The organism is Streptomyces sp. NPDC041068, assembly GCF_040647455.1.
In the GTDB taxonomy this organism is placed as follows: Bacteria; Actinomycetota; Actinomycetes; order Streptomycetales; family Streptomycetaceae; genus Streptomyces.
Map to the genome: position 1 here is coordinate 496,288 of NZ_JBEZCG010000004.1, position 18,981 is coordinate 515,268.

Annotated in this window: 15 protein-coding genes and 1 pseudogene; 10 read left to right on the plus strand and 6 right to left on the minus strand. The window is 71.2% G+C overall.

Annotation, left to right across the window (positions count from 1 at the left end; translation table 11 throughout):
* Positions 1 to 22 precede the first annotated feature (22 nt).
* The 3 genes from AB0B50_RS12095 to glgX form a co-directional block, all read right to left on the minus strand.
* The gene (locus tag AB0B50_RS12095; protein WP_362329011.1) at positions 23 to 1,393 is read right to left on the minus strand and encodes a carbohydrate-binding protein; all 1,371 of its coding nucleotides are present in this window, start codon (positions 1,391 to 1,393) and stop codon (positions 23 to 25) included.
* A 146-nt stretch (positions 1,394 to 1,539) separates the two neighbouring features.
* A complete protein-coding gene (locus tag AB0B50_RS12100; protein ID WP_362329013.1) occupies positions 1,540 to 2,493 on the minus strand; it encodes a LysR family transcriptional regulator in 954 nt (317 codons plus the stop codon).
* Positions 2,494 to 2,649: 156 nt separating this feature from the next.
* A complete protein-coding gene (gene glgX, locus AB0B50_RS12105) occupies positions 2,650 to 4,941 on the minus strand; it encodes a glycogen debranching protein GlgX (RefSeq protein ID WP_362329015.1) in 2,292 nt (763 codons plus the stop codon).
* 226 nt (positions 4,942 to 5,167) lie between these two features.
* Here glgX and AB0B50_RS12110 point away from each other — a divergent pair, with 226 nt between their 5' ends.
* The 7 genes from AB0B50_RS12110 to AB0B50_RS12140 all read left to right on the plus strand — a co-directional run bounded on the left by AB0B50_RS12110 (position 5,168) and on the right by AB0B50_RS12140 (position 12,735).
* Positions 5,168 to 6,307: an Ig-like domain-containing protein gene (locus AB0B50_RS12110; protein WP_362329017.1), complete on the plus strand. Its 1,140-nt coding sequence runs from the start codon at positions 5,168 to 5,170 to the stop codon at positions 6,305 to 6,307.
* 229 nt (positions 6,308 to 6,536) lie between these two features.
* Complete coding sequence (locus AB0B50_RS12115; RefSeq protein WP_362329019.1) at positions 6,537 to 7,781, plus strand: Ig-like domain-containing protein; 1,245 nt, start codon at positions 6,537 to 6,539, stop codon at positions 7,779 to 7,781.
* Between the two features lie 91 nt (positions 7,782 to 7,872).
* A complete protein-coding gene (locus AB0B50_RS12120; RefSeq protein WP_362329021.1) occupies positions 7,873 to 8,640 on the plus strand; it encodes an enoyl-CoA hydratase-related protein in 768 nt (255 codons plus the stop codon).
* A gap of 274 nt (positions 8,641 to 8,914) precedes the next feature.
* The gene (locus AB0B50_RS12125) at positions 8,915 to 9,418 is read left to right on the plus strand and encodes an ATP-binding protein (RefSeq protein WP_362329023.1); all 504 of its coding nucleotides are present in this window, start codon (positions 8,915 to 8,917) and stop codon (positions 9,416 to 9,418) included.
* A gap of 672 nt (positions 9,419 to 10,090) precedes the next feature.
* Positions 10,091 to 10,885 carry a polysaccharide deacetylase family protein gene (locus tag AB0B50_RS12130; RefSeq protein ID WP_362329184.1) on the plus strand — a complete coding sequence of 265 codons (795 nt, stop codon included), beginning with the start codon at positions 10,091 to 10,093 and terminating at the stop codon, positions 10,883 to 10,885.
* Positions 10,885 to 12,084 (plus strand): YncE family protein, encoded by a 1,200-nt coding sequence (locus AB0B50_RS12135; protein WP_362329025.1) that lies wholly within the window; start codon positions 10,885 to 10,887, stop codon positions 12,082 to 12,084. Before AB0B50_RS12130 ends, AB0B50_RS12135 begins: the two co-directional genes overlap by 1 nt.
* A 96-nt stretch (positions 12,085 to 12,180) precedes the next feature.
* Positions 12,181 to 12,735, plus strand: coding sequence for a glycoside hydrolase family 25 protein (locus AB0B50_RS12140; protein WP_362329027.1), 555 nt, complete (start codon positions 12,181 to 12,183; stop codon positions 12,733 to 12,735).
* Between the two features lie 185 nt (positions 12,736 to 12,920).
* Here the strand turns inward: AB0B50_RS12140 and AB0B50_RS12145 are convergent.
* Together AB0B50_RS12145 and AB0B50_RS12150 are read right to left on the minus strand one after the other, a co-directional pair.
* A pseudogene (locus AB0B50_RS12145) lies at positions 12,921 to 13,337 on the minus strand (ABA4-like family protein); the annotation flags it as partial.
* On the minus strand, positions 13,334 to 14,302 hold the full coding sequence (locus AB0B50_RS12150) for a hypothetical protein (RefSeq protein WP_362329029.1): 969 nt from the start codon (positions 14,300 to 14,302) through the stop codon (positions 13,334 to 13,336). The gene AB0B50_RS12150 and the pseudogene AB0B50_RS12145, both read right to left, overlap by 4 nt.
* 128 nt (positions 14,303 to 14,430) lie before the next feature.
* Here AB0B50_RS12150 and AB0B50_RS12155 point away from each other — a divergent pair, with 128 nt between their 5' ends.
* Entirely contained in the window at positions 14,431 to 15,081 is a 651-nt protein-coding gene (locus AB0B50_RS12155) for a MerR family transcriptional regulator (RefSeq protein ID WP_362329186.1), read from the plus strand.
* 92 nt (positions 15,082 to 15,173) lie between these two features.
* Entirely contained in the window at positions 15,174 to 16,127 is a 954-nt protein-coding gene (bla, locus tag AB0B50_RS12160; RefSeq protein WP_362329031.1) for a class A beta-lactamase, read from the plus strand.
* A 38-nt stretch (positions 16,128 to 16,165) separates the two neighbouring features.
* Here the strand turns inward: bla and AB0B50_RS12165 are convergent, their stop codons facing one another.
* A complete protein-coding gene (locus AB0B50_RS12165; RefSeq protein WP_362329033.1) occupies positions 16,166 to 16,858 on the minus strand; it encodes an FCD domain-containing protein in 693 nt (230 codons plus the stop codon).
* Positions 16,859 to 17,162: 304 nt separating this feature from the next.
* Here AB0B50_RS12165 and leuA point away from each other — a divergent pair, with 304 nt between their 5' ends.
* Positions 17,163 to 18,938, plus strand: a complete 1,776-nt coding sequence (leuA, locus tag AB0B50_RS12170) for a 2-isopropylmalate synthase (RefSeq protein WP_362329035.1) — start codon at positions 17,163 to 17,165, stop codon at positions 18,936 to 18,938.
* Positions 18,939 to 18,981: the final 43 nt, after the last annotated feature.

The following is an 18,981-nucleotide window of genomic DNA, read 5'->3' on the forward strand; positions in this document are numbered from 1 at the left end:
ACCCGCAGCCAACAGGTAACCGCTACACGGTCTCCCACAACGCGGGAGTGTTCGGCGGCTCCCACCCGGGCTGGGCCTGGTGCGGCTGCAAGCAGCGATACGTCGACCCGCCATACGTGACGGAGTCACCCGCCGCGTACACCTTCCCGGCAGCCCACGTACCACCCGGCTCACCGGGATCGGGGTCGCCCCCGCCCCCCGTGGTCTTCAGCGTCAGCGAAAACTGCTGGAGCAGCGGATTGATCGGCTGGTGGAACGTCGTACCGCCGCTTGAGCAGTTGCCGGAGCCGCCCGAGGTGACACCCTGCGCCTGGCTCCCGGAGATGTAGGAGCCGCCCGAGTCGCCCGGCTCGGCGCAGACCGTCGTCCGGGTCACGCCGTTGATGGTGCCCTCGGGGTAGGTGACGCTGGTGTTGTGCTGCGAGATGGTGCCGCAGTGCCACCCCGTAGTGGAGCCGGACCGGCAGATCGACGCACCCACCGGGGACTGCGTGGAGCCCCCGACGCCGACCCGCTGGCCACCTTGGCCCTTCACGTACGGGGTGGCGGTCCACTGCGAGTTGGTGGCGACCCAGGCCATGTCCTTGCCGGGGAAGATGGAGGCCTGGAACGTGCCCTGGGCCACCCGGTTGTAGCCGGTGGTCGCCGTGCCCGCGCGCCCGCAGTGCCCCGCCGTCGCGAAGCCCTGCTGGGTCCCCTTGGTGATCGAGAAGCCGACCGAGCAGCGGCCGCCTCCCATGTAGTACGCGTCCCCGCCCACGATGTCGTACAGCGGGCGCGGCCGCTCCTTGGTCCTCTCGACGCGTACGAGCGAGGAGTCCACGCCCGCCGCGGAGACCAGGGAGTCGGCGGCCGAGGCGCGCACGGCGCGGACCACGACCGCGTTCGAGCGCACGTCGACGTACCAGACGGGCGCGTCACGCGTCGCCGTCTTCTTCGCGGCGCGGTCCAACTTGGCCTTTGCCGCGTCCAGTTGGGCGGTGGAGTGCCGCACGAGCCGGGCCTGCGCCCCCTCGGCCTCGATCGCGTCGACCTCGGCGGCGTCGGTGGTGGCCACGGTGAGCCTGTCGGAGGTGGCGCCGTGCACCCAGGCGCCCGCGAAGGTGGTGCCGAGCGCGTTGCGCAGGGCTCCCGCGACGGCGCCGGCCTCGGCCTCGTTGACCAGACGGGCCTCGGCCTGCGCCGACGTGAGGCCGAGGTCGCGCTGCATGGCCTGCAAGACTCCGGGAGAGGTCTTGTCGACGGCGGCGCTCTCGGCGGGGGAGAGGGACGGGGAAGAAGAGGGGTCGGTCTGGGCGGACGCGCTGCCGGGCAGCCCGGCGAGGACCAGCGCACCGGCCGCGGCGACCGCGGCACACGCCGCGGCGACGCGTCTGTGGTGGGTGGGGAGCATGCGGGGTCTCCTCGGTGTACCGGGGACGAGCGGGGATCGCCCATACCGTAGAAGCCTCAACTGCCCCTCAGAAGCTGTCAGTCGACCCCCGTCCCCGGCGTTATGGAACCCGTCGCCGCCCCCCCGCGGCACCTTTCGGCCGGGCGTCACGGCTGCTGAGGCGAGGGCGCGGCCAGCCACGCCTTGTAGCTCTCGCTGCGCGCCGCGGCCTCGGCGTGGGCGGCGCGGGCCTGCGCGAACACCGCCGCGGCGGTGTCGTGGGCCGGGGCCGCTGGATGCCACCCCAGCAGGTGCCGCCAGTACAGCGGCGAGCCCGTGAGCGGCCTGGTCACCAGGCCCGGGGTCGGCGGAAAAGTCGCCCTGCACAGCCCCACCGCCCGCCCGACCTGCACGAGATGGACGCAGGATGCGACGTCCGTCTCGTACACACGCGTCGGCGTGAACCCCGCGCGGGCGCACGCCGCGGTGAAGCAGTCCCCGAAACAGCCGTCGCCCGGCACGTCCGTCCACGCCTCGTCCGCGAGCTCGGCCAGATCGATCTCCTGGCTGCCTGCCAGTGGATGGCCGAGGGGCAGCATCACGAAGACGGGGTCACGGGCCACCTCGCGCCACACGAGCAGTTCGCTCTCCGGCGGAGTGCTCGCCCCGCACGTGCCGACCAGCGCGAAGTCGAGGCGCCCGTCCGCCGTGCGGGACGCGATCTCCCGCTCCGACCAGGAGGTGTGCGTGGTCACCGGCACCCCCGGATGCGCGGCGGCGAGCCGGTCCACCAGGGCGCCGAGCAGCGGCCCGTGGATGCCGCCGAGCCGGAACCCCGCGCCGCCCTCCCAGGCCTGCGCGAACCGCTGCGCCTCCTCCCGCAGGCCGCTGACCGCGGGCAGGACGACCCGGGCCCGCGCGAGCACGAACTCCCCGAGTGCGGTGGCCCGCACGCCGTGCCGCCCCCGCTCGAAGAGCTCGCCCCCCAGCGCGCGCTCGATTCTCTTCAACTGCGCGCTCAGAGCGGGCTGAGCGAGCCCGAGCGCGGTGGCGGCCTTGGTCAGGCTGCCCGCGTCGGCGATCGCCCGGATCGTCTTGAGGTGCCGCAACTCCAGGTCCATAAGGTGAGCTTGGGGTCCCCTCAGGGCGGGGGCAAGACTCAGGTCCGGACCATGAGTGATCATTCAGGGGGAAACCCACATGCGTCGACCGGCCGAGGGACTCGCCGCGGTCGCCACCGCGGCATCGGCTGCACTGTTCGCGGCCGGACGCCCCCGTCAGCCGCTGACCACCCGCAGCAGCACCACCGACCGCCCCGCGACCGTCACCGCACCCCCGGCCCGGTGCACGGTGGCCGGCGGCGCCGCCTGGTCCTCCGAGGACGTGTCCACCACGACCTCGTAGGCCTCGGCCCACGGCGGACCCGGCAGGACGAAGCTCGACGGACGCTCCGCCGCGTGCAGGATCGCGAGGAAGCTGTCGTCCACGACCTGGGCGCCCCGCGCGTCGCGGCCCGGTATGTCGCGCCCCGACAGATACATGCCGAGCGTCGCGGCCGGCGCGTACCAGTCGGCCTCCGTCATCTCCGCGCCGCCCGCCGTGAACCACGCAAGGTCCCGAAGACCGTCCGCCGAGTGCGCCCGCCCCGAGAAGAACGCCCGCCGCCGCAGCACCGGGTGACGGTGCCTCAGCTCGATGAGCCGCGCCGTCAGCGCGAACAGCTCGCGCCACCCCGGCTCCTCCCTGAGCCCCCAGTCGACCCAACTGATCTCGTTGTCCTGGCAGTACGCGTTGTTGGAGCCGCCCTGCGTACGCCCCATCTCGTCGCCCGCCACCAGCATCGGCACACCCGTGGACAGCAGCAGCGTCGTCATCAGGTTGCGCAGCTGGCGCCGCCGCAGCGCCGTGATCCGCTCGTCGTCGCTCTCGCCCTCCGCGCCGCAGTTCCACGAGCGGTTGTCGTCGGAGCCGTCCCGGTTGCCCTCCCCGTTGGCCTCGTTGTGCTTGCGCTCGTAGCTCACGAGGTCCCGCAGCGTGAAGCCGTCGTGCGCCGTCACGAAGTTCACCGACGCGTACGGCCTGCGCCCGCCCCACGCGTACAGATCGCTCGACCCCGAGAGCCGGTACCCCAGATCCCGCACATCCGGCAGCGCACCCCGCCAGAAGTCCCGCACCGCGCCCCGGTAGCGGTCGTTCCACTCCGTCCACAGCGGCGGGAACGCCCCCACCTGGTAGCCGCCGGACCCCACGTCCCACGGCTCGGCGATCAGCTTCACGCGCCGCAGGACCGGATCCTGGGCGATCACCGCGAGGAAGGGCGAGAGCATGTCGACGTCGTGGAAGGAGCGCGCGAGCGCCGCCGCAAGGTCGAAGCGGAAGCCGTCGACGCCCATCTCCGTGACCCAGTACCGCAGCGAGTCCGTGATCAGGCGCAGCACATGCGGCTGGACGACCTGCAGCGTGTTCCCGCAGCCCGTGTAGTCGGCGTACCGCCGCGCGTCGCCCGGCTGCAGCCGGTAGTAGCCGCGGTTGTCGATGCCCTTCAGGGACAGCATCGGGCCGAGCTCCCCTGACTCGGCCGTGTGGTTGTAGACCACGTCCAGGATCACCTCGATCCCGGCCTCGTGCAGCGCCCGCACCATCCGCTTGAACTCGCCGACCTGCTGCCCCCTGGTCCCCGACGCCGCGTACGCCGCGTGCGGGGCGAAGTAGCCGATCGAGTTGTAGCCCCAGTAGTTCTTCAGGCCGCGGCGCAGCAGATGGTCCTCGTGCGCGAACTGGTGCACCGGCAGCAGCTCGACCGCCGTCACCCCCAGACGTACGAGATGGTCGAGTGCGGCAGGGTGCGCCAACCCCGCGTACGTACCGCGCAGTTGCTCGGGAATCCCGGGGTGCAGCTTGGTGAAGCCGCGCACATGCAGCTCGTAGATGACCGAGTCCGCCCACGGCGTCTTGGGGCGCCGGTCGTCCGCCCACTCGTCGTCCGGCGCGTCGTCGTGCACGACCACGCCCTTGGGGACGTACGGCGCCGAGTCCCTGTCGTCGCGCACCGTGTCCGCCACGTGCTGCTGGGGCCAGTCGCGCACGTGCCCGTACACCTCGGCGGGCAGCTCGAAGTCGCCGTCGACCGCGCGCGCGTACGGATCGAGGAGCAGCTTCGCCGGGTTCCAGCGGGCGCCCGTCCAGGGGTCCCAGCGGCCGGACACGCGATAGCCGTACCGCTGCCCGGGGCGCACGCCCGGCACGAAGCCGTGCCAGATCTCGTGCGTCAGCTCCGTCAGCGGGCACCGCGTCTCGACGACCCCGGTCCCGTCCGTGTCGAACAGGCACAGCTCCACCGACTGCGCACCGCCCGCCCACAGCGCGAAGTTGGTGCCCGCGACTCCGTCGGGACCGATCCGGAAACGGGCCCCGAGCGGCGTCGGCGCCCCCGGCCACACGGGCCGCGCGGGCGCCGCGCGCGCCGCCGGACGCGCACGGCCGTTCACCGTGGGGGCGGTCCTTGCGGGCACGATGCCCGCCGTCGCCCGCGCTTCCTGCACTGCCCCTTGCTTGGGTGCGCTCGACACCTGTCAGCCTCCCGCGGCTCCGTCGGTCGACGCGCGAAGAAGGGCGTGCGGCGCCCCGGCCGCGGCTCCCCTGACGTCGTCCTCCCCACTGTTCTGCCCACCGCGTGCGTCGCACTCACGTTTCCCCAAGCGGGGGACGGTCGTTGGGACCCACGTGACACAGGTTGCGAGGCGCGCACGGCGCGCAGGGGCCGCACTGGCCGCCGTATTGACATGGGCAGGCCTCATGGCCGGGGCGGCGGGCTGCTCCGCCGGCGGACTCGACGGACTCTTCGGCAAGCCGCGCTCGCCCGCGGACGCGATCCGGGTGACGCCCGGCGACGACAGCAAGGGGGTCAGGGCCGACGAACGCATCGAGGTGAAGGTCCCCGACGGCCGCCTGGAGTCCGTGAAGGTCGTCCGGACGCAGGACGCGCAGGAGTTCGACGTGCCGGGCCGCATCGACGAGGACGGCATGTCCTGGCGGCCCCTGGACGAGGGCCCCCTCGCGCTCGCCGCCACGTACAAGGTCGACGCCGTCGCCCTGGACGGCCACGGCCGCCGCTCGGCCCGCCACACCACCTTCCGCACCTACGTCCCCGACGAGCGCTTCATCGGGTACGTGACTCCGGAGAACCGCGCCACGGTCGGCACCGGCATGATCGTCTCCCTGGAGTTCAACCGGGAGATCGAGAACCGCGCCGCCGTCCAGCGCGCCATCCACGTCACCGCCCACCCGGCCGTCGACATCCGCCCGCACTGGTTCGGCAAGACCCGCGTGGACTTCCGCCCCGAGCAGTACTGGAAGCCCGGCACCGAGGTCACCGTCGGCCTGCGCCTGCGCGACGTCCAGGCCGCCCCCGGGGTCTACGGCCTGCAGGACAAGAGCTTCACGTTCACCGTCGGCCGCCACCAGCACTCCCTGGTGGACGCCGCCGAGCACACCATGGAAGTACGCCGCGACGGCGAGCTGCTCTCCACCGTGCCGATCACCGCGGGCGCCCCCAAGACCACCACGTACAACGGAAAGATGGTGGTGACGGAGATGCTGGAGGTGACGCGCATGAACAGCCGCACCGTCGGCTTCGGCGGCGAGTACGACATCCCCGACGTGCCGCACGCGATGCGCCTGACGACCTCGGGCACCTTCCTGCACGGCAACTACTGGTCGCCGAACGCTCCTGGCAATACGAATGTCAGCCACGGATGCGTGGGCCTGCGCGATGTGAAGGGCGGCAGCTCACGGACGCCCGCGGGCTGGTTCTTCGACCGGAGCTTGATCGGGGACGTCGTCGAGGTGGTCAACAGCAATGACAAGAAAGTCGCTCCTGACAACGGCCTCGGCGGCTGGAACATGGAATGGAAGGACTGGGTGAGGAACGGCTGATCCCCCGGGAGATCACCAGGTGATCGCCCGGTGATCCCCGGGTGATCGGCGGACGACCACCAGGTGATCATGGTCTGCCCGCACCCCCGGGGCAGTTGGGACTGAACGGTGACATTGGCGGGGAGTCATCGCCCGGGACCGTGTGGTTATCTATCGCTTGCGCGTGTCTGAAACGCGCAGGTGCACTGGGGTGCGGGCCTGGACCAGGCCGTGCGAGGGGAGACACATCTTGAACGGGCGACCGATATCGGGGACGTCGGTTGGCGCGCGTCGGCGCGCGGGGCGCGGCGGGGCCAGGGGGCTTGCGGCGGCGGTGTCGGGGGCGGCACTGCTCTTCGTCGCGGCGTGCGGGGGAGGCGGATCGGACTCGGGCAGTGACGGCAAGGGCGACGACAAGGCCGACAAGAACGCCCCCTCGGCGGCCGTCGTGACGATCGCCCCCAAGGACGGCGCGGACGCCGTGGCCACCAGCGGCGCCCTGAAGATATCCGCCGACAAGGGCAAGCTCTCGGAGGTGAAGGTCGAGGACAGCAAGGGCAACCCGGTCCCCGGCAAGATCACCTCGGGCGGCGCCAGTTGGACGCCCGCGCACCACCTCGCGGCCGCCACGAAGTACAAGGTCCACGCGGTGGCGAAGGACTCCGAGGGCCGCGCCTCCGCCAAGGACATCGCCTTCACGACGCTGACCCCGAAGAACACCTTCATCGGCCAGTTCACTCCGGAGGACGGCTCCAAGGTCGGTGTCGGAATGCCGTTCTCGGTCAAGTTCACCCGCGGCATCACCGATCCGGAGGCCGTGGAGAAGGCCATCGACATCAAGACCGAGCCTTCGGTGCCGGTCGAGGGTCACTGGTTCGGCAACGACCGCCTGGACTTCCGCCCGGAGAAGTACTGGAAGGCCGGCACGAAGGTCACCGTCAAGCTCAACCTCGACGGAGTCGAGGGCCGCCCGGGTGTCTACGGCAAGCAGGCCAAGACCCTGAACTTCACCATCGGCCGCAGCCAGGTCTCCACCGTCGACGCCAAGACGCACCAGATGAAGGTCGTCCGCGACGGCAAGCAGATCAAGAAGATCCCGATCACCGCTGGCGCCCCGGGCACGACCACGTACAACGGCGAAATGGTCATCAGCGAGAAGCTCCAGGTGACCCGGATGAACGGCGAGACCGTCGGCTTCGGCGGCGAGTACGACATCAAGGACGTCCCGCACGCGATGCGCCTGTCCACCTCCGGCACGTTCATCCACGGCAACTACTGGTCGGGCGGCGCCTTCGGCAACACCAACGCCAGCCACGGCTGCATCGGCCTGAGCGACGTGCGCGGCGGCTACAGCAAGAAGACGCCCGGCGGCTGGTTCTTCGAGAACTCGATGATCGGCGACGTCGTCGTCGTGAAGAACTCCGCCGACAAGAAGATCCAGCCGGAGAACGGCTACAACGGCTGGAACATGTCGTGGGAGAAGTGGAAGGCGTAGGCACTTCCGAAGACCCGCACGCGAAGGGCCCGGCGCACTGTGACCAAGTGCACCGGGCCCTTCGTGGTTAACCCCCGCTAACGTGCCTGTCATGACTGCACACCTCGAAGTAGCCGAAGGCGTCGGCACGATCCGGCTCGACCGTCCCCCGATGAACGCCCTGGACATCGCCACCCAGGACCGCCTCAAGGAGCTCGCCGAAGAAGCCACGCGCCGCGACGACGTACGCGCCGTGGTGATCCACGGCGGCGAGAAGGTGTTCGCCGCGGGCGCGGACATCAAGGAGATGCAGGTGATGGACCACGCGGGCATGATCGCGCGGGCCGGCGCCCTGCAGGACTCCTTCACCGCGGTCGCCCGCATCCCCAAGCCCGTCGTCGCCGCCGTCAACGGCTATGCCCTGGGCGGCGGTTGCGAGCTGGCGCTCTGCGCGGACTTCCGCATCGCCGCGGACAACGCCAAGCTCGGCCAGCCGGAGATCCTGCTCGGCGTGATCCCCGGCGCGGGCGGCACCCAGCGCCTGGCCCGCCTGGTCGGCCCCTCCAAGGCCAAGGACCTCATCTTCACCGGGCGCCAGGTGAAGGCCGACGAGGCGCTCGCCATCGGCCTGGTGGACCGCGTCGTGCCGGCTGCCGAGGTGTACGAGCAGGCGCACGCGTGGGCCGCGCGCCTCGCGCAGGGCCCGGCCATCGCGCTGCGCGCGGCCAAGGAGTCCATCGACGCGGGCCTGGAGACCGACCTCGACACCGGCCTCACCATCGAACGCTCGTGGTTCGCGGGCCTGTTCGCGACCGAGGACCGCGAGCGGGGCATGCGGAGCTTCGTCGAGGAGGGTCCGGGCAAGGCGAAGTTCCTCTGAACTGCCTTCCCTGGGCGTTCAGTTGAACGAGCGTCAGCGTGGACGTCCCTCGAAGGGGCGGATTATGGCCGACTTAAGAGAACCTTAACCCTGCCGGGTGCGAGGCGTTAGGTGATCACCTGTGCGCGGGTGGTTACCGCAGGTCAGGGCAGCTTCTTGAGGCCTTATCTGCCAGTGGCATATGACAAACCCACCCCCCGGAACGGTAGGTTCCGGGGGGCTCATTCCGCCGGAACGGCCCCGGAGAGCGCTCTGGGCGGCCATGATGGAGGGCATGGCGGGGCTGGAGGGCGACGAACGGCCGCGGAGGCACGGGAGTGCGACCGCGGCGCGCTGGTCGCCGGCGGTAGAGGACGAACACGCGCTCAAGGCGCTCGAGTTGTTCGGGAATCCGACGGACGCGGAGGTCCCGCTGCCGTCGCGCCCGGAGTCCGCCGCCATCGCGCGCCGCCTCGCCCAGGTCGTGGTCCTCCGTCACTGGGGACTGTCGCCGAAGCTCACCGAGGACGTCGTCCTCCTCGTCTCCGAACTCGTCGGCAACGCCGTGCGGCACACCGGCGCCCGCGTCTTCGGACTGCGCATGCAGCGGCGGCGCGGCTGGATCCGCGTCGAGGTGCGCGATCCCTCGCGGGGGTTGCCGTGCCTGATGCCGGTCCAGGAGATGGACCTGAGCGGCCGAGGCCTCTTCCTCGTCGACAAGCTCTCCGACCGCTGGGGCGTGGACCTGCTGCCGCGCGGCAAGACGACGTGGTTCGAAATGCGGGTCGCGGACCGCTGAGGCCGCTCTCCCCGTCCCGCCCACGCGAAAGCCCCCGGCGGCCGAGGTCCGGCGCGAGGGGGCTTTCGTGAAGCGCGGTGGATGTTTGGGGTGTGATCCACAGCCGCTGATGACGACCTGAGCCCGGGTCAATGGGGGTCGTGTCCCCGACTATGGCAGACGGGGGCCACCGATCCAAAAGTCCCTATCCGGGCATAGCGGTATAAACCATCGCACTTTAGAGGTGAATCCTTGGTGAGATGGGACACCTGCCTGGTAAACGCTGGTTAAGCGGAGCTTGTGGCAGGCGATAAGCAAGGCTTGAGAGGTGGAGTGGGAGGGCTGGTGCCTTCGGACGCGCGGGCGTCCTGAATCAGGTCAATCTCCATGAATCGGGCTATTCGCCTATTAAATGGTCGCGTGACTGAGCACGTGACGGGCCCCACCTCGACTGCGGCTTCCACTCCGGCCTCCGCCGCGGCTGCCGCCTCCGCCCTCCCGGCCGCCGCCTTCGCCTCGGCCTCCGCCGCGGCTGCCGCCTCCGCCCCGGTCGCCGTGCCCGCCGTGGCCGCCGCCTCCGCCGTGGCTGCCGTCCCCGTCTCGGTCGCCGTCCCCGCTTCGGCTGCCGTGCCCGTCTCGGTCGCAGTCCCCTCCCTCCACGCGACCGCCCCCCACGCGGCCACACGCCGACGGATCCTGCGCGCCGGGTCCGCGCTGGCCGCCGTCGGCGCGGGCACGGCGCTCCTCGGCGCGCCGGCCACAGGCTGTTCCTCCGGAGGCGGCGAGGCCGACAGCGCCGTGCGCCCCGCCCCCGCGCGCGACAAGGCCGCCGCACCCAAGCCCTTCGCCACCGCCAGGCATGCCCCCGCGCCCCGCCGCTTCGCCGGGCAGCCCGCCCAGGTCACCCACGGCCCCCGCACCCGACCCCAGGTCGCCCTCACCTTCCACGGCCAGGGCGACCCCGCCACCGCGAAGGCCCTCCTCGCCGAGGCGGAGAAGGCGGGCGCCAAGGTCACCGTGCTCGCCGTCGGACGGTGGCTCGACGAGCACCCCGACATGGCCCGCCGCATCCTCGACGGCGGCCACGACCTCGGCAACCACACCCACCACCACCTCGACATCAATGCCATGTCCGAGGCCGACGCCTACGCCGAGATCACCGGCTGCGCGCACCGCCTGCGCCGCCTCACCGGCTCCATCGGCACCTGGTTCCGCCCCTCCCGCACGCAGACGGCGACCCCCCTCGTCGAACGCCTCGCCCGCCGCGCGGGCTACCCCCACGTCCTCTCGTACGACGTCGACTCCCTCGACTTCACCTCGCCCGGCGCCCCCGCCGTCACCCGCAAGCTCGCCGCCGAGATCCGCGCAGGATCCGTGGTGAGCCTGCACTTCGGGTACGCGGACACGGTCGCCGCGCTCCCCGCCGTCCTGCAAGAACTGGAACGCCGCGGCCTGCGCGCCGTCACGACCACGGAGCTGCTGACCTGATGTCCCTCATCCCGGCCCCCGCCCTCAACAACCTCACCAGGCGCACCGCGACCCTGCTCGCCGCCGGTGCCGTCCTCGCCGTCCTCGCCGGCTGCGGCACCGACCAGCGCGCCAACGAAGCCCTCGGCACCGAAGGCATCCGCAAACCCGCCAAACCCAAGGCCGCCCCCGGCCTGCCCGGCATGCCGCCCGTCCTCGACCCCAAGGACGCCTACGCCGCCGACCGCCCGAACGCCCTGCAGCCCGTCGCCAAGAAGTTCCTGCCGCGCGTCTACGTCCCCAACACCGAGTCCGACACGGTCTCCGTCATCGACCCCAAGACGTTCAAGGTCATCGAGACCATCCCCGTCGGCGACCAGCCCCAGCACGTCGTCCCCTCCTGGGACATGAAGACGCTCTGGATCAACAACGACCTCGGCGACAGTCTCACCGCCCTCGACCCCGTCACCGGCAAGACCGGCCGCACCGTCGAGGTCTCCGACCCCTACAACCTCTACTTCACGCCGAACGGCAAGTACGCCGTCGTCATGGCCTCCATGGACCGCGAACTCGTCTTCCGCGACCCCAAGACCATGAACCGCGTGAAGACCGTCCCCGTCACCTGCGCGGGCGTCAACCACGCCGACTTCTCCATGGACGGCCGCTACTTCATCGTCTCCTGCGAGTTCTCCGGCGAACTCCTCAAGGTCGACACGGAGAAGATGAAGATCGTCGGCCAGCAGAAGATCCCCTTCGAGGGCGCCATGCCGCAGGACGTGAAGATGTCCCCGGACGGCAAGACCTTCTACATCGCCGACATGATGGCCCACGGCATGTGGGTCCTGGACGGCGACACATTCACGACGCCCAAGCTGCTCCCCACCGGCAAGGGCTGCCACGGCCTGTACGTCAGCCGGGACTCCAAGGAGATGTACGTCTCCAACCGCGGCGAGGGTACCGTCTCCGTCTTCGACTTCCCGAAGAACAAGCTCACCAAGAAGTGGAAACTGCCCCAGGGCGGCAGCCCCGACATGGGCGGCGTCTCGGCGGACGGCAACACCCTCTGGCTGTCCGGGCGTTACGACTCCGAGGTGTACGCCATCGGCACCCGCACCGGAGTCCAGCTGGCCCGCATCCCCGTGGGCGAAGGGCCGCACGGCCTTGCGGTCTATCCGCAGCCGGGCCGCTACTCCCTCGGGCACACGGGGATCTTCCGTTGAACGATGGATGGTTGACGGTTGGCGGTCGCTGACACGGGGCACCAAAGGGGCAGTTCGGGACTTGCCACCCCTCCTTACCCCACGCCTGGAGGCCCCATGATCCGTGGCATAGATGTCAGCTCGTACCAGTCGACGTTCGACACGGACGGCCTCTCCTTCGTCATCATCAAGGCGACGGAGGGCCGTTCGTACATCAACCCGAGACTGACCGCCCAGACGAAACTGGCCCGTGACGGCGGCTGCGTGGTCGGCTTCTACCACTTCCTGTGGCCGGGCAACATCACGGCCCAGGCGGAGTACTTCGTGAGCAAGGCCCCGGAGAAGGCGGGGGACTTGCTGGCGGTGGACTGGGAGTGGACGGGGGATCACACGGCCGCGTCGAACGCGGAGAAGGACCGCTTCATCCGCGAGGTGAAGCGGCTGAGGCCCTCGCACCGGGTTCTGTTGTACGCGAACCGCGACTTCTGGTTGAACCGAGACGTGACCTCGTACGCGGGTGACGGACTATGGATCGCCGACTACGTGACGGCGGGCAAGCCCCGTATCAAGGCGAAGTGGACGATCCACCAGTACACGTCGACGCCGCTGGACAAGAACGTGGCCGACTTCGAGAGCGAGGACGCGCTGCGGGAGTGGGCGACGATCGACTGACCGTTGGGCTATCCCGACTCGGTCGCGGGCGGTTCCTCGCGGAGCCGCCGCGCGGGCGGTCGGGCGAGGTACTCGTTCAGCAGATCGAAGGTGCGGAGGTGGGGAGGGAGGGCCTCGTACCAGGCGAGGCCGTAGGAGTTGCAGTTGGAACAGACGAGGCCGCGGACGCAGGCTCCGCTTCGAGATCGCCGTGTGCGTGCTGCCCGCAGCAACAAGAACAACAGCAGAGCGAACGGCGAGAGCAGGATCGTGAAGACCAGCAGTGGCCCCATCACCAGTGGATGTACGCCGAGGCGTCGTCCCTCGCGGTACATCCACTGGCCCAGCAGTAGGTCCCAGGCGATCACCTGTGCCCAGATCGCCCCCGCGCCGTTGGCGAGCGTCAGCAGGTCGCGGAAGGCGTCGATGTCGGGGGCGCTGACCGCCGCCCAGAGTTCGGGGAGGACGGGCAGCGCCATCGTGACGTAGAGGGCCAGGACCGGTACGACGGTCAGGGGCGAGGCGGCGATCCGAGCCGTGGGGCCCCAGCCCGGCGCGAAGATCATGAGGAGCCAGACCGGCGCCGCCAGCCAGAAGGTGAGCTCGAAGAGGAATCCGGTCACGGCGTGAGCCCCTTCTGAGGGGTGGTCTCAAGGTCCTTGCCCTGAGGGGGAGTTGTCGGGGTGGGCAGGCGCAGTGCGCCGTACGTTCCCGCCGCCGCGGCCGCGGTGATCAGGCCCGCGGCCGTCAGCGTCGCCGCGTCCGGGTGGATCAACGGCTGGCCGCGCAGGGCCTGCCAGAGGGTCAGGGTGAAGGCAGCCGCGTACGTTCCCGACGCCACCAGGACGAGCCGCGCCCGCACCCGGCCGTCGGCGAGGCGGGCGTAGCGGGGCGCGAGCGCCATCAGGGCCATGAGCAGCAGTGGGAGCAGCTGCAGCGCGTGCATGCCGAAGAAGTGCGGGATCCGCAGGTCGCCGCCGGTGGTGGACCAGCCGGTCAGCGGCATCGAGGGCCCGCCGTCCGGCACGCCCACGCTGTGCGCACCGACCACGGGGGACTCGCCGCGCACCTGGCCGGGGGCCGGCCGGGTCATCAGGAACCCGACGGCTGCCCCGGCGAGCGCGAGGGCGACGCCGCAGCGCATCGTCCACGCGGACGCGCGGTCGGCGATCCTGGCGCGCAGCAGCAGGACGGCGATGACGAGCGTGGCGAGCCAGAGGACGACGACGGTCACGGCCATCGCGTCGAACAGCGCTTCGTCGAGCGGCGTTCCGTGGTTGAAGTGGCTGCGCTTTCCCCACACCACCTGGCTGGTGATGATCACCATCTCGATCGCGCTCGTCGCCGCGACCACCGTGCCCGCCCACCAGCCGGCGCGCCGCCCGCGGTCGAGCAGCGACAGCATCCAGGCCAGCGAGAGCCCGTACGCGATGAACGAGACCGAGAACTTGAACGGCTTGAACCAGATCCGCGCCCCCACGAGGACCCGGTCGTCGACCACGAGTCCGACCGCGGAGACGACGGCCAGGGCGGCCATCGACGCGGAGAACAGCACCAGCGGGCGGTGCCATGAACGCCAAAAGGACATGAGTATCCCCCTTGAGTTGCCCCTGCCGGAATGGATAGCGGCGCTGTCCGCTATCCGATAGTGGGACTATCTATGATGGGGTGAGGGGTTGGCAAGTGGTCACCGAAGAGCGGGAGCGTGGACAGGCCGTGCGCATTGGCGAGTTGAGCCGCAGGACCGGCGTGCCGGTGCCGACGATCAAGTACTACGTACGCGAAGGGCTGCTGTCGCAGGGCGAGTTGACCAGCCCCAACCAGGCGCACTACGGCGAGGAGCACGAGCGCAGGCTGCGCCTGATCCGCGCGCTCCTGGAAGTGGGCGGTCTGAAGGTGGCCGCGATCGCGGAGGTGCTCGGCGCCGTCGACGACCCGGGCCGCCCGCTGCACAAGGTGCTCGGCACCACCGCGAGCCGGCTCGGCGCGCAGGGCGAGGTGGAGGACGACGCCGAGGCGGCCGCCGCGCACGCCGCCGTCGAGGAGCTGATCGCGCGGCGCGGCTGGCGCACGCATGATTCGAACGCGGCCGCCGATGAGCTGGCGCGAGCACTGGCCGCCATGTCCCGGATCGGGCACGGGGCGTTCACGGAGCTCCTCGACGAGTACGCCGATGCCGCCGAACTCGTCGCCCGCGCCGACCTCGGATACGTGGACCGGCGCGTCGCGGTCGAGGACCTCGTGGAAAGCGTGGTGGTCGGCACGGTGCTCGGCGAGGCGGTGTTCAACGCGATGCGCAGGCTCGCGCACGTGGATGCCTCGGCGCGGCTCTACGGGGGCGGGGGAGGAGCCGAGGGCTGCGCGTGAGTGGCCTGATCCGGGGCGGAGGATCTTGACGTGGCGCGTTCTCGGTGGGTTGCATGCAGTTTGTCCGTACGCCCACCGGTCGGAGGCCGCCGTTGACCGCCCGCACCCATGATCTGTCCCGTCGTGCCCTGCTGGCGGCGGCCGCGCTGCTGCCGCTGGCCGGGTGCGGTGCCGACGACCGCCCGGACCGGCCGGACTCCGACCCGTCCTCGGCGTCGGGTCGCGGCTCCGCCCGCCCCACGCCGCCCGCGGACAGCGCGCGCCTCGCGAAGCGGTTCGCCGCCCTGGAGCGCGAACACGGCGCCCGCCTCGGCGTGTTCGCCCTCGCGACCGGAAGCGGCGCCACGCTGACGCACCGCGCGGACGAACGCTTCGCGTTCTGCTCCACCTTCAAGGCGCTCGCCGCGGCGGCCGTCCTGCACCACAAACCGCTCGGACATCTGGACAAGCGCGTCACGTACACCGCGGCCGACGTCGACTCCATCTCGCCGGTCACCGAGAAGCACATCGCGACCGGCATGACGATCAGGCAGCTGTGCGACGCCGCCGTCCGCCACAGTGACGGCACCGCGGGCAACCTGCTGATGCGCGACATCGGCGGCCCCGCGCGGCTGACCGCCTATCTGCGCGGGCTCGGCGACACCGTCAGCCGCATGGACAACTACGAACCCGAGCTGAACGACGTACGCCCCAAGGACCCGCGGGACACCACCACGCCGCGGGCGATCGCCGCCGACTACCGCGAGCTCGTCCTCGGCGACGCGCTGCCCGCGGCCAAGCGGGACCTGCTCAAGGACTGGCTGCTGCGCAATGCCGCGGCCGTCGGCGCGACCCGTGTCCGGGCCGGTCTCCCCAAGGGCTGGACGGTGGCGGACAAGACCGGCACCGGCAACTGGGGCAGGGCCAACGACATCGCCCTGATCTGGCCGCCCGGCTCCGACCCGCTCGTCCTGGCCGTCATGACCGACCGCCCTGGGCGCGACGATCCGCCGAAGGACGCGCTGATCGCGGCGGCGGCGAAGGCGGTGGCGGGCGAGCTCGCGTAGCGCGGTTCGCGCCGGGGGAGCGTGGCGCGGGCCGCGGCTCAGTCCTGGGTGAGCAACATCCGCAGCGTCTCCTGGAGTTCGGCCTGCGCCACCCGCGCCGCCTCCTCCGCGTCCATCGCCTCGACGGCACGCACGAGCGCGGTGTGCGCGACGTCGCCGTGGTTCTCCTCCTCGGCGCGCACGTCGGTGAGTTCCAGCAGGTCGATCAGGCCCTGGCGCAGCGCGGGCATGAACTCCGCGAACAGATCGGTGAGTACGGGGTTGCGAGCCGCCGCCACGACCGCCGCGTGCAGGGCGATGTCGGCGTCCACGAACTCCGCGTCGGCCCCGGCGGCGGCCGCCTTGCGGCCGTCGAGCGCGGCCCGCATCGCCGCGACGTCCTCGTCGGTGCGGCGCAGGGCGGCGAGCCTGGCCGCCTGCACCTCCACCAGCATCCGCACCTCGTACACGTCGGTGACCGCCGCGCGCCGCAGCCGGGTCGGCCAGTCCGCGACAGGTTCCGTGGCGACGACGAAGACGCCGGCGCCCTGCCGGGGCCGCACGAGCCCGGCCCCGGCCAGCGCGCGCAGGGCCTCGCGCAGCGTGGAACGCCCCACGCCGAGCTCCTTGGCGAGCGTCGTCTCGCCGGGCAGCTTCGTGCCGACGGGCCAGTGACCGCCGGTGATCTGCTCACGCAGGCGGGCGGCGGCTTGTTCGACGAGGGGGCTGGGGCGTACGGAGCCGAGCGGCATCGGGGGCCTTTCGGGGGAGGGGCGCTTGTCTGAGGGGCGCTTGTCGGACGGGTTGCTTGTCTGAGCGGCGCTCGTCTGACAACTGTCCGCAGTGTCTCAGAGTTACCTGTCTGAGGAGTACTCCTCAGAGGAGTACATGTCTGAGGAGTACTTGTCTGAGGAGCTGAGGTGTGGCTACTGTGACCCCCGTGATCTTCCGCGGTCTCCTTCTCCTCGGCTGCCGTGGCGGGGCCTGAAGCGACCGGCACCCCGCCGCGGGATGCCGTGCTGCCGGTCTCCCGACCGAGCCCAGGAGCAGAACCGCATGACCACCGCGACGTCCCCCGCGTACGACAACACGTACCACTGGAATCCCCAGCGCCCCGGCCCCATGCCCCACCACCGCTACCGGCCCTACCGGGAGCGGGTGAACATCCCCGTCCAGGAGCGGAGTTGGCCCGGAGCCAGGATCGAGCGGGCGCCGCTGTGGGTGCCCGTCGATCTGCGGGACGGGAACCAGGCGCTCGCCGAGCCCATGGACACCGGCCGCAAACGGCGCTTCTTCGATCTGCTGGTCTCGATGGGCTTCAAGGAGATCGAGGTCGGCTATCCGTCGGCCGGCAGGACCGACTTCGAGTTCGTCCGGCACCTGGCGGAGCTGAGCGCGAGCGGCGGCGGGGCGCTGCCGGACGATGTGACCGTCGTCGTGTTCACACCCGCCAGGCCCGAGCTGATCGACCGCACCTTCGAGTCGATCGAGGGGCTGCCGCGCGCCGTCGTGCACCTGTACATCCCCACCTCGCCCGTCTGGCGCGACGTCGTGCTCGGGCGGTCGCGCGCCGAGGTGTACGGCGTCGTCAAGGAGGCCGCGGCGCACATGGCGCGGCTCGCCGACGCGAGGCCCGGCGCCGACATCCGCTTCCAGTTCGCGCCCGAGACGTTCAACCTGACCGAGCCCGACTACGTGCTCGAAGTCTGCGACGGGCTCACCGAGTTGTGGGACGCGAGCCCCGACCGGCCCGTCACGCACAACCTGCCGGCGACCGTCGAGATCGCGACCCCGAACGTGTACGCCGACCAGATCGAGTACATGCACAAGAACCTCGCCCGGCGCGACTGCGTCATCCTCTCCGTCCACCCCCACAACGACCGCGGCACCGGCGTGGCCTGCGCCGAACTCGCCGTCCTGGCAGGAGCCCAGCGCGTCGAGGGCTGTCTGTTCGGCAACGGCGAGCGGACCGGCAACGTGGACCTGGTGACGCTCGCCCTGAACCTCTACGCCCAAGGCGTCGACCCCATGGTCGACTTCTCCGACATCGACGCCGTGCGCGAGGTCGTCGAGCACTGCAACCGGCTGCCCGTGCACCCCCGCCACCCCTACGCGGGCGACCTCGTGCACACCGCGTTCTCCGGCACCCACCAGGATGCCATCAGCAAGGGCTTCGCCCACCACGCCCGCAGGGCCGCCGAGTCGGGGGTCCCGGAGAACGAGGCGCCGTGGGAGGTGCCGTATCTGCCCATCGACCCCGCCGACATCGGCCGCACCTACGAGGCCGTCATCCGCGTCAACTCCCAGTCGGGCAAGGGCGGAATGGCGTACCTGCTGCGGGAGCGGCACGGCATCGACCTGCCCCAGGGCCTGCGCCCCGACTTCTCGCGCGTGGTGCAGGAGGCCACCGACGACAGCGGTCAGGAGGCGAGCGCGAAGGAGCTGTACGAGCTGTTCCGCGCGACGTACGTCGCGCCGGGGCGGGACGGCGACGTGGGCTTGAGCTCCTGGACCACCGACCGGGCGCCCGACGGCGCGCACCGTTTCGTCTGCACCCTCCACGTGGGGGACAGGGCAGGGGACTTCGAGGGCGCGGGCAACGGCCCGCTGTCCGCCTTCGTCGACGCGCTGGCCGCCGCCGGGATCGCCGTCGACATCCTCGACTACGCCGAGCACGCGGTCGGCGAGGGCGGCGGCAGCGAGGCCGTGGCCTACGCGCGCTGCCGCGTCGGCGGCGTCGACCTCTGGGGCGCGGGTCTGGACACCTCGGTCCTGACCGCCTCCGTGCAGGCCGTGCTCGCCGCCGTGAACAGGGCGGGGGCCACCGGGTGACCCACGCGACCCCGCAGCCCGGCGCTGCCCCCGGCACCCACCC

Coding starts and splice junctions, on each gene's coding strand:
- AB0B50_RS12100 (WP_362329013.1), bottom strand. CDS start 2,493: ATGGACCTGGAGTTGCGGCACCTCAAGACGATCCGGGCGATCGCCGAC.
- AB0B50_RS12120 (WP_362329021.1), top strand. CDS start 7,873: ATGACTGCACACCTCGAAGTAGCCGAAGGCGTCGGCACGATCCGGCTC.
- AB0B50_RS12165 (WP_362329033.1), bottom strand. CDS start 16,858: ATGCCGCTCGGCTCCGTACGCCCCAGCCCCCTCGTCGAACAAGCCGCC.
- AB0B50_RS12125 (WP_362329023.1), top strand. CDS start 8,915: ATGGCGGGGCTGGAGGGCGACGAACGGCCGCGGAGGCACGGGAGTGCG.
- AB0B50_RS12135 (WP_362329025.1), top strand. CDS start 10,885: ATGTCCCTCATCCCGGCCCCCGCCCTCAACAACCTCACCAGGCGCACC.
- AB0B50_RS12110 (WP_362329017.1), top strand. CDS start 5,168: ATGGCCGGGGCGGCGGGCTGCTCCGCCGGCGGACTCGACGGACTCTTC.
- AB0B50_RS12095 (WP_362329011.1), bottom strand. CDS start 1,393: ATGCTCCCCACCCACCACAGACGCGTCGCCGCGGCGTGTGCCGCGGTC.
- leuA (WP_362329035.1), top strand. CDS start 17,163: ATGACCACCGCGACGTCCCCCGCGTACGACAACACGTACCACTGGAAT.
- AB0B50_RS12150 (WP_362329029.1), bottom strand. CDS start 14,302: ATGTCCTTTTGGCGTTCATGGCACCGCCCGCTGGTGCTGTTCTCCGCG.
- AB0B50_RS12140 (WP_362329027.1), top strand. CDS start 12,181: ATGATCCGTGGCATAGATGTCAGCTCGTACCAGTCGACGTTCGACACG.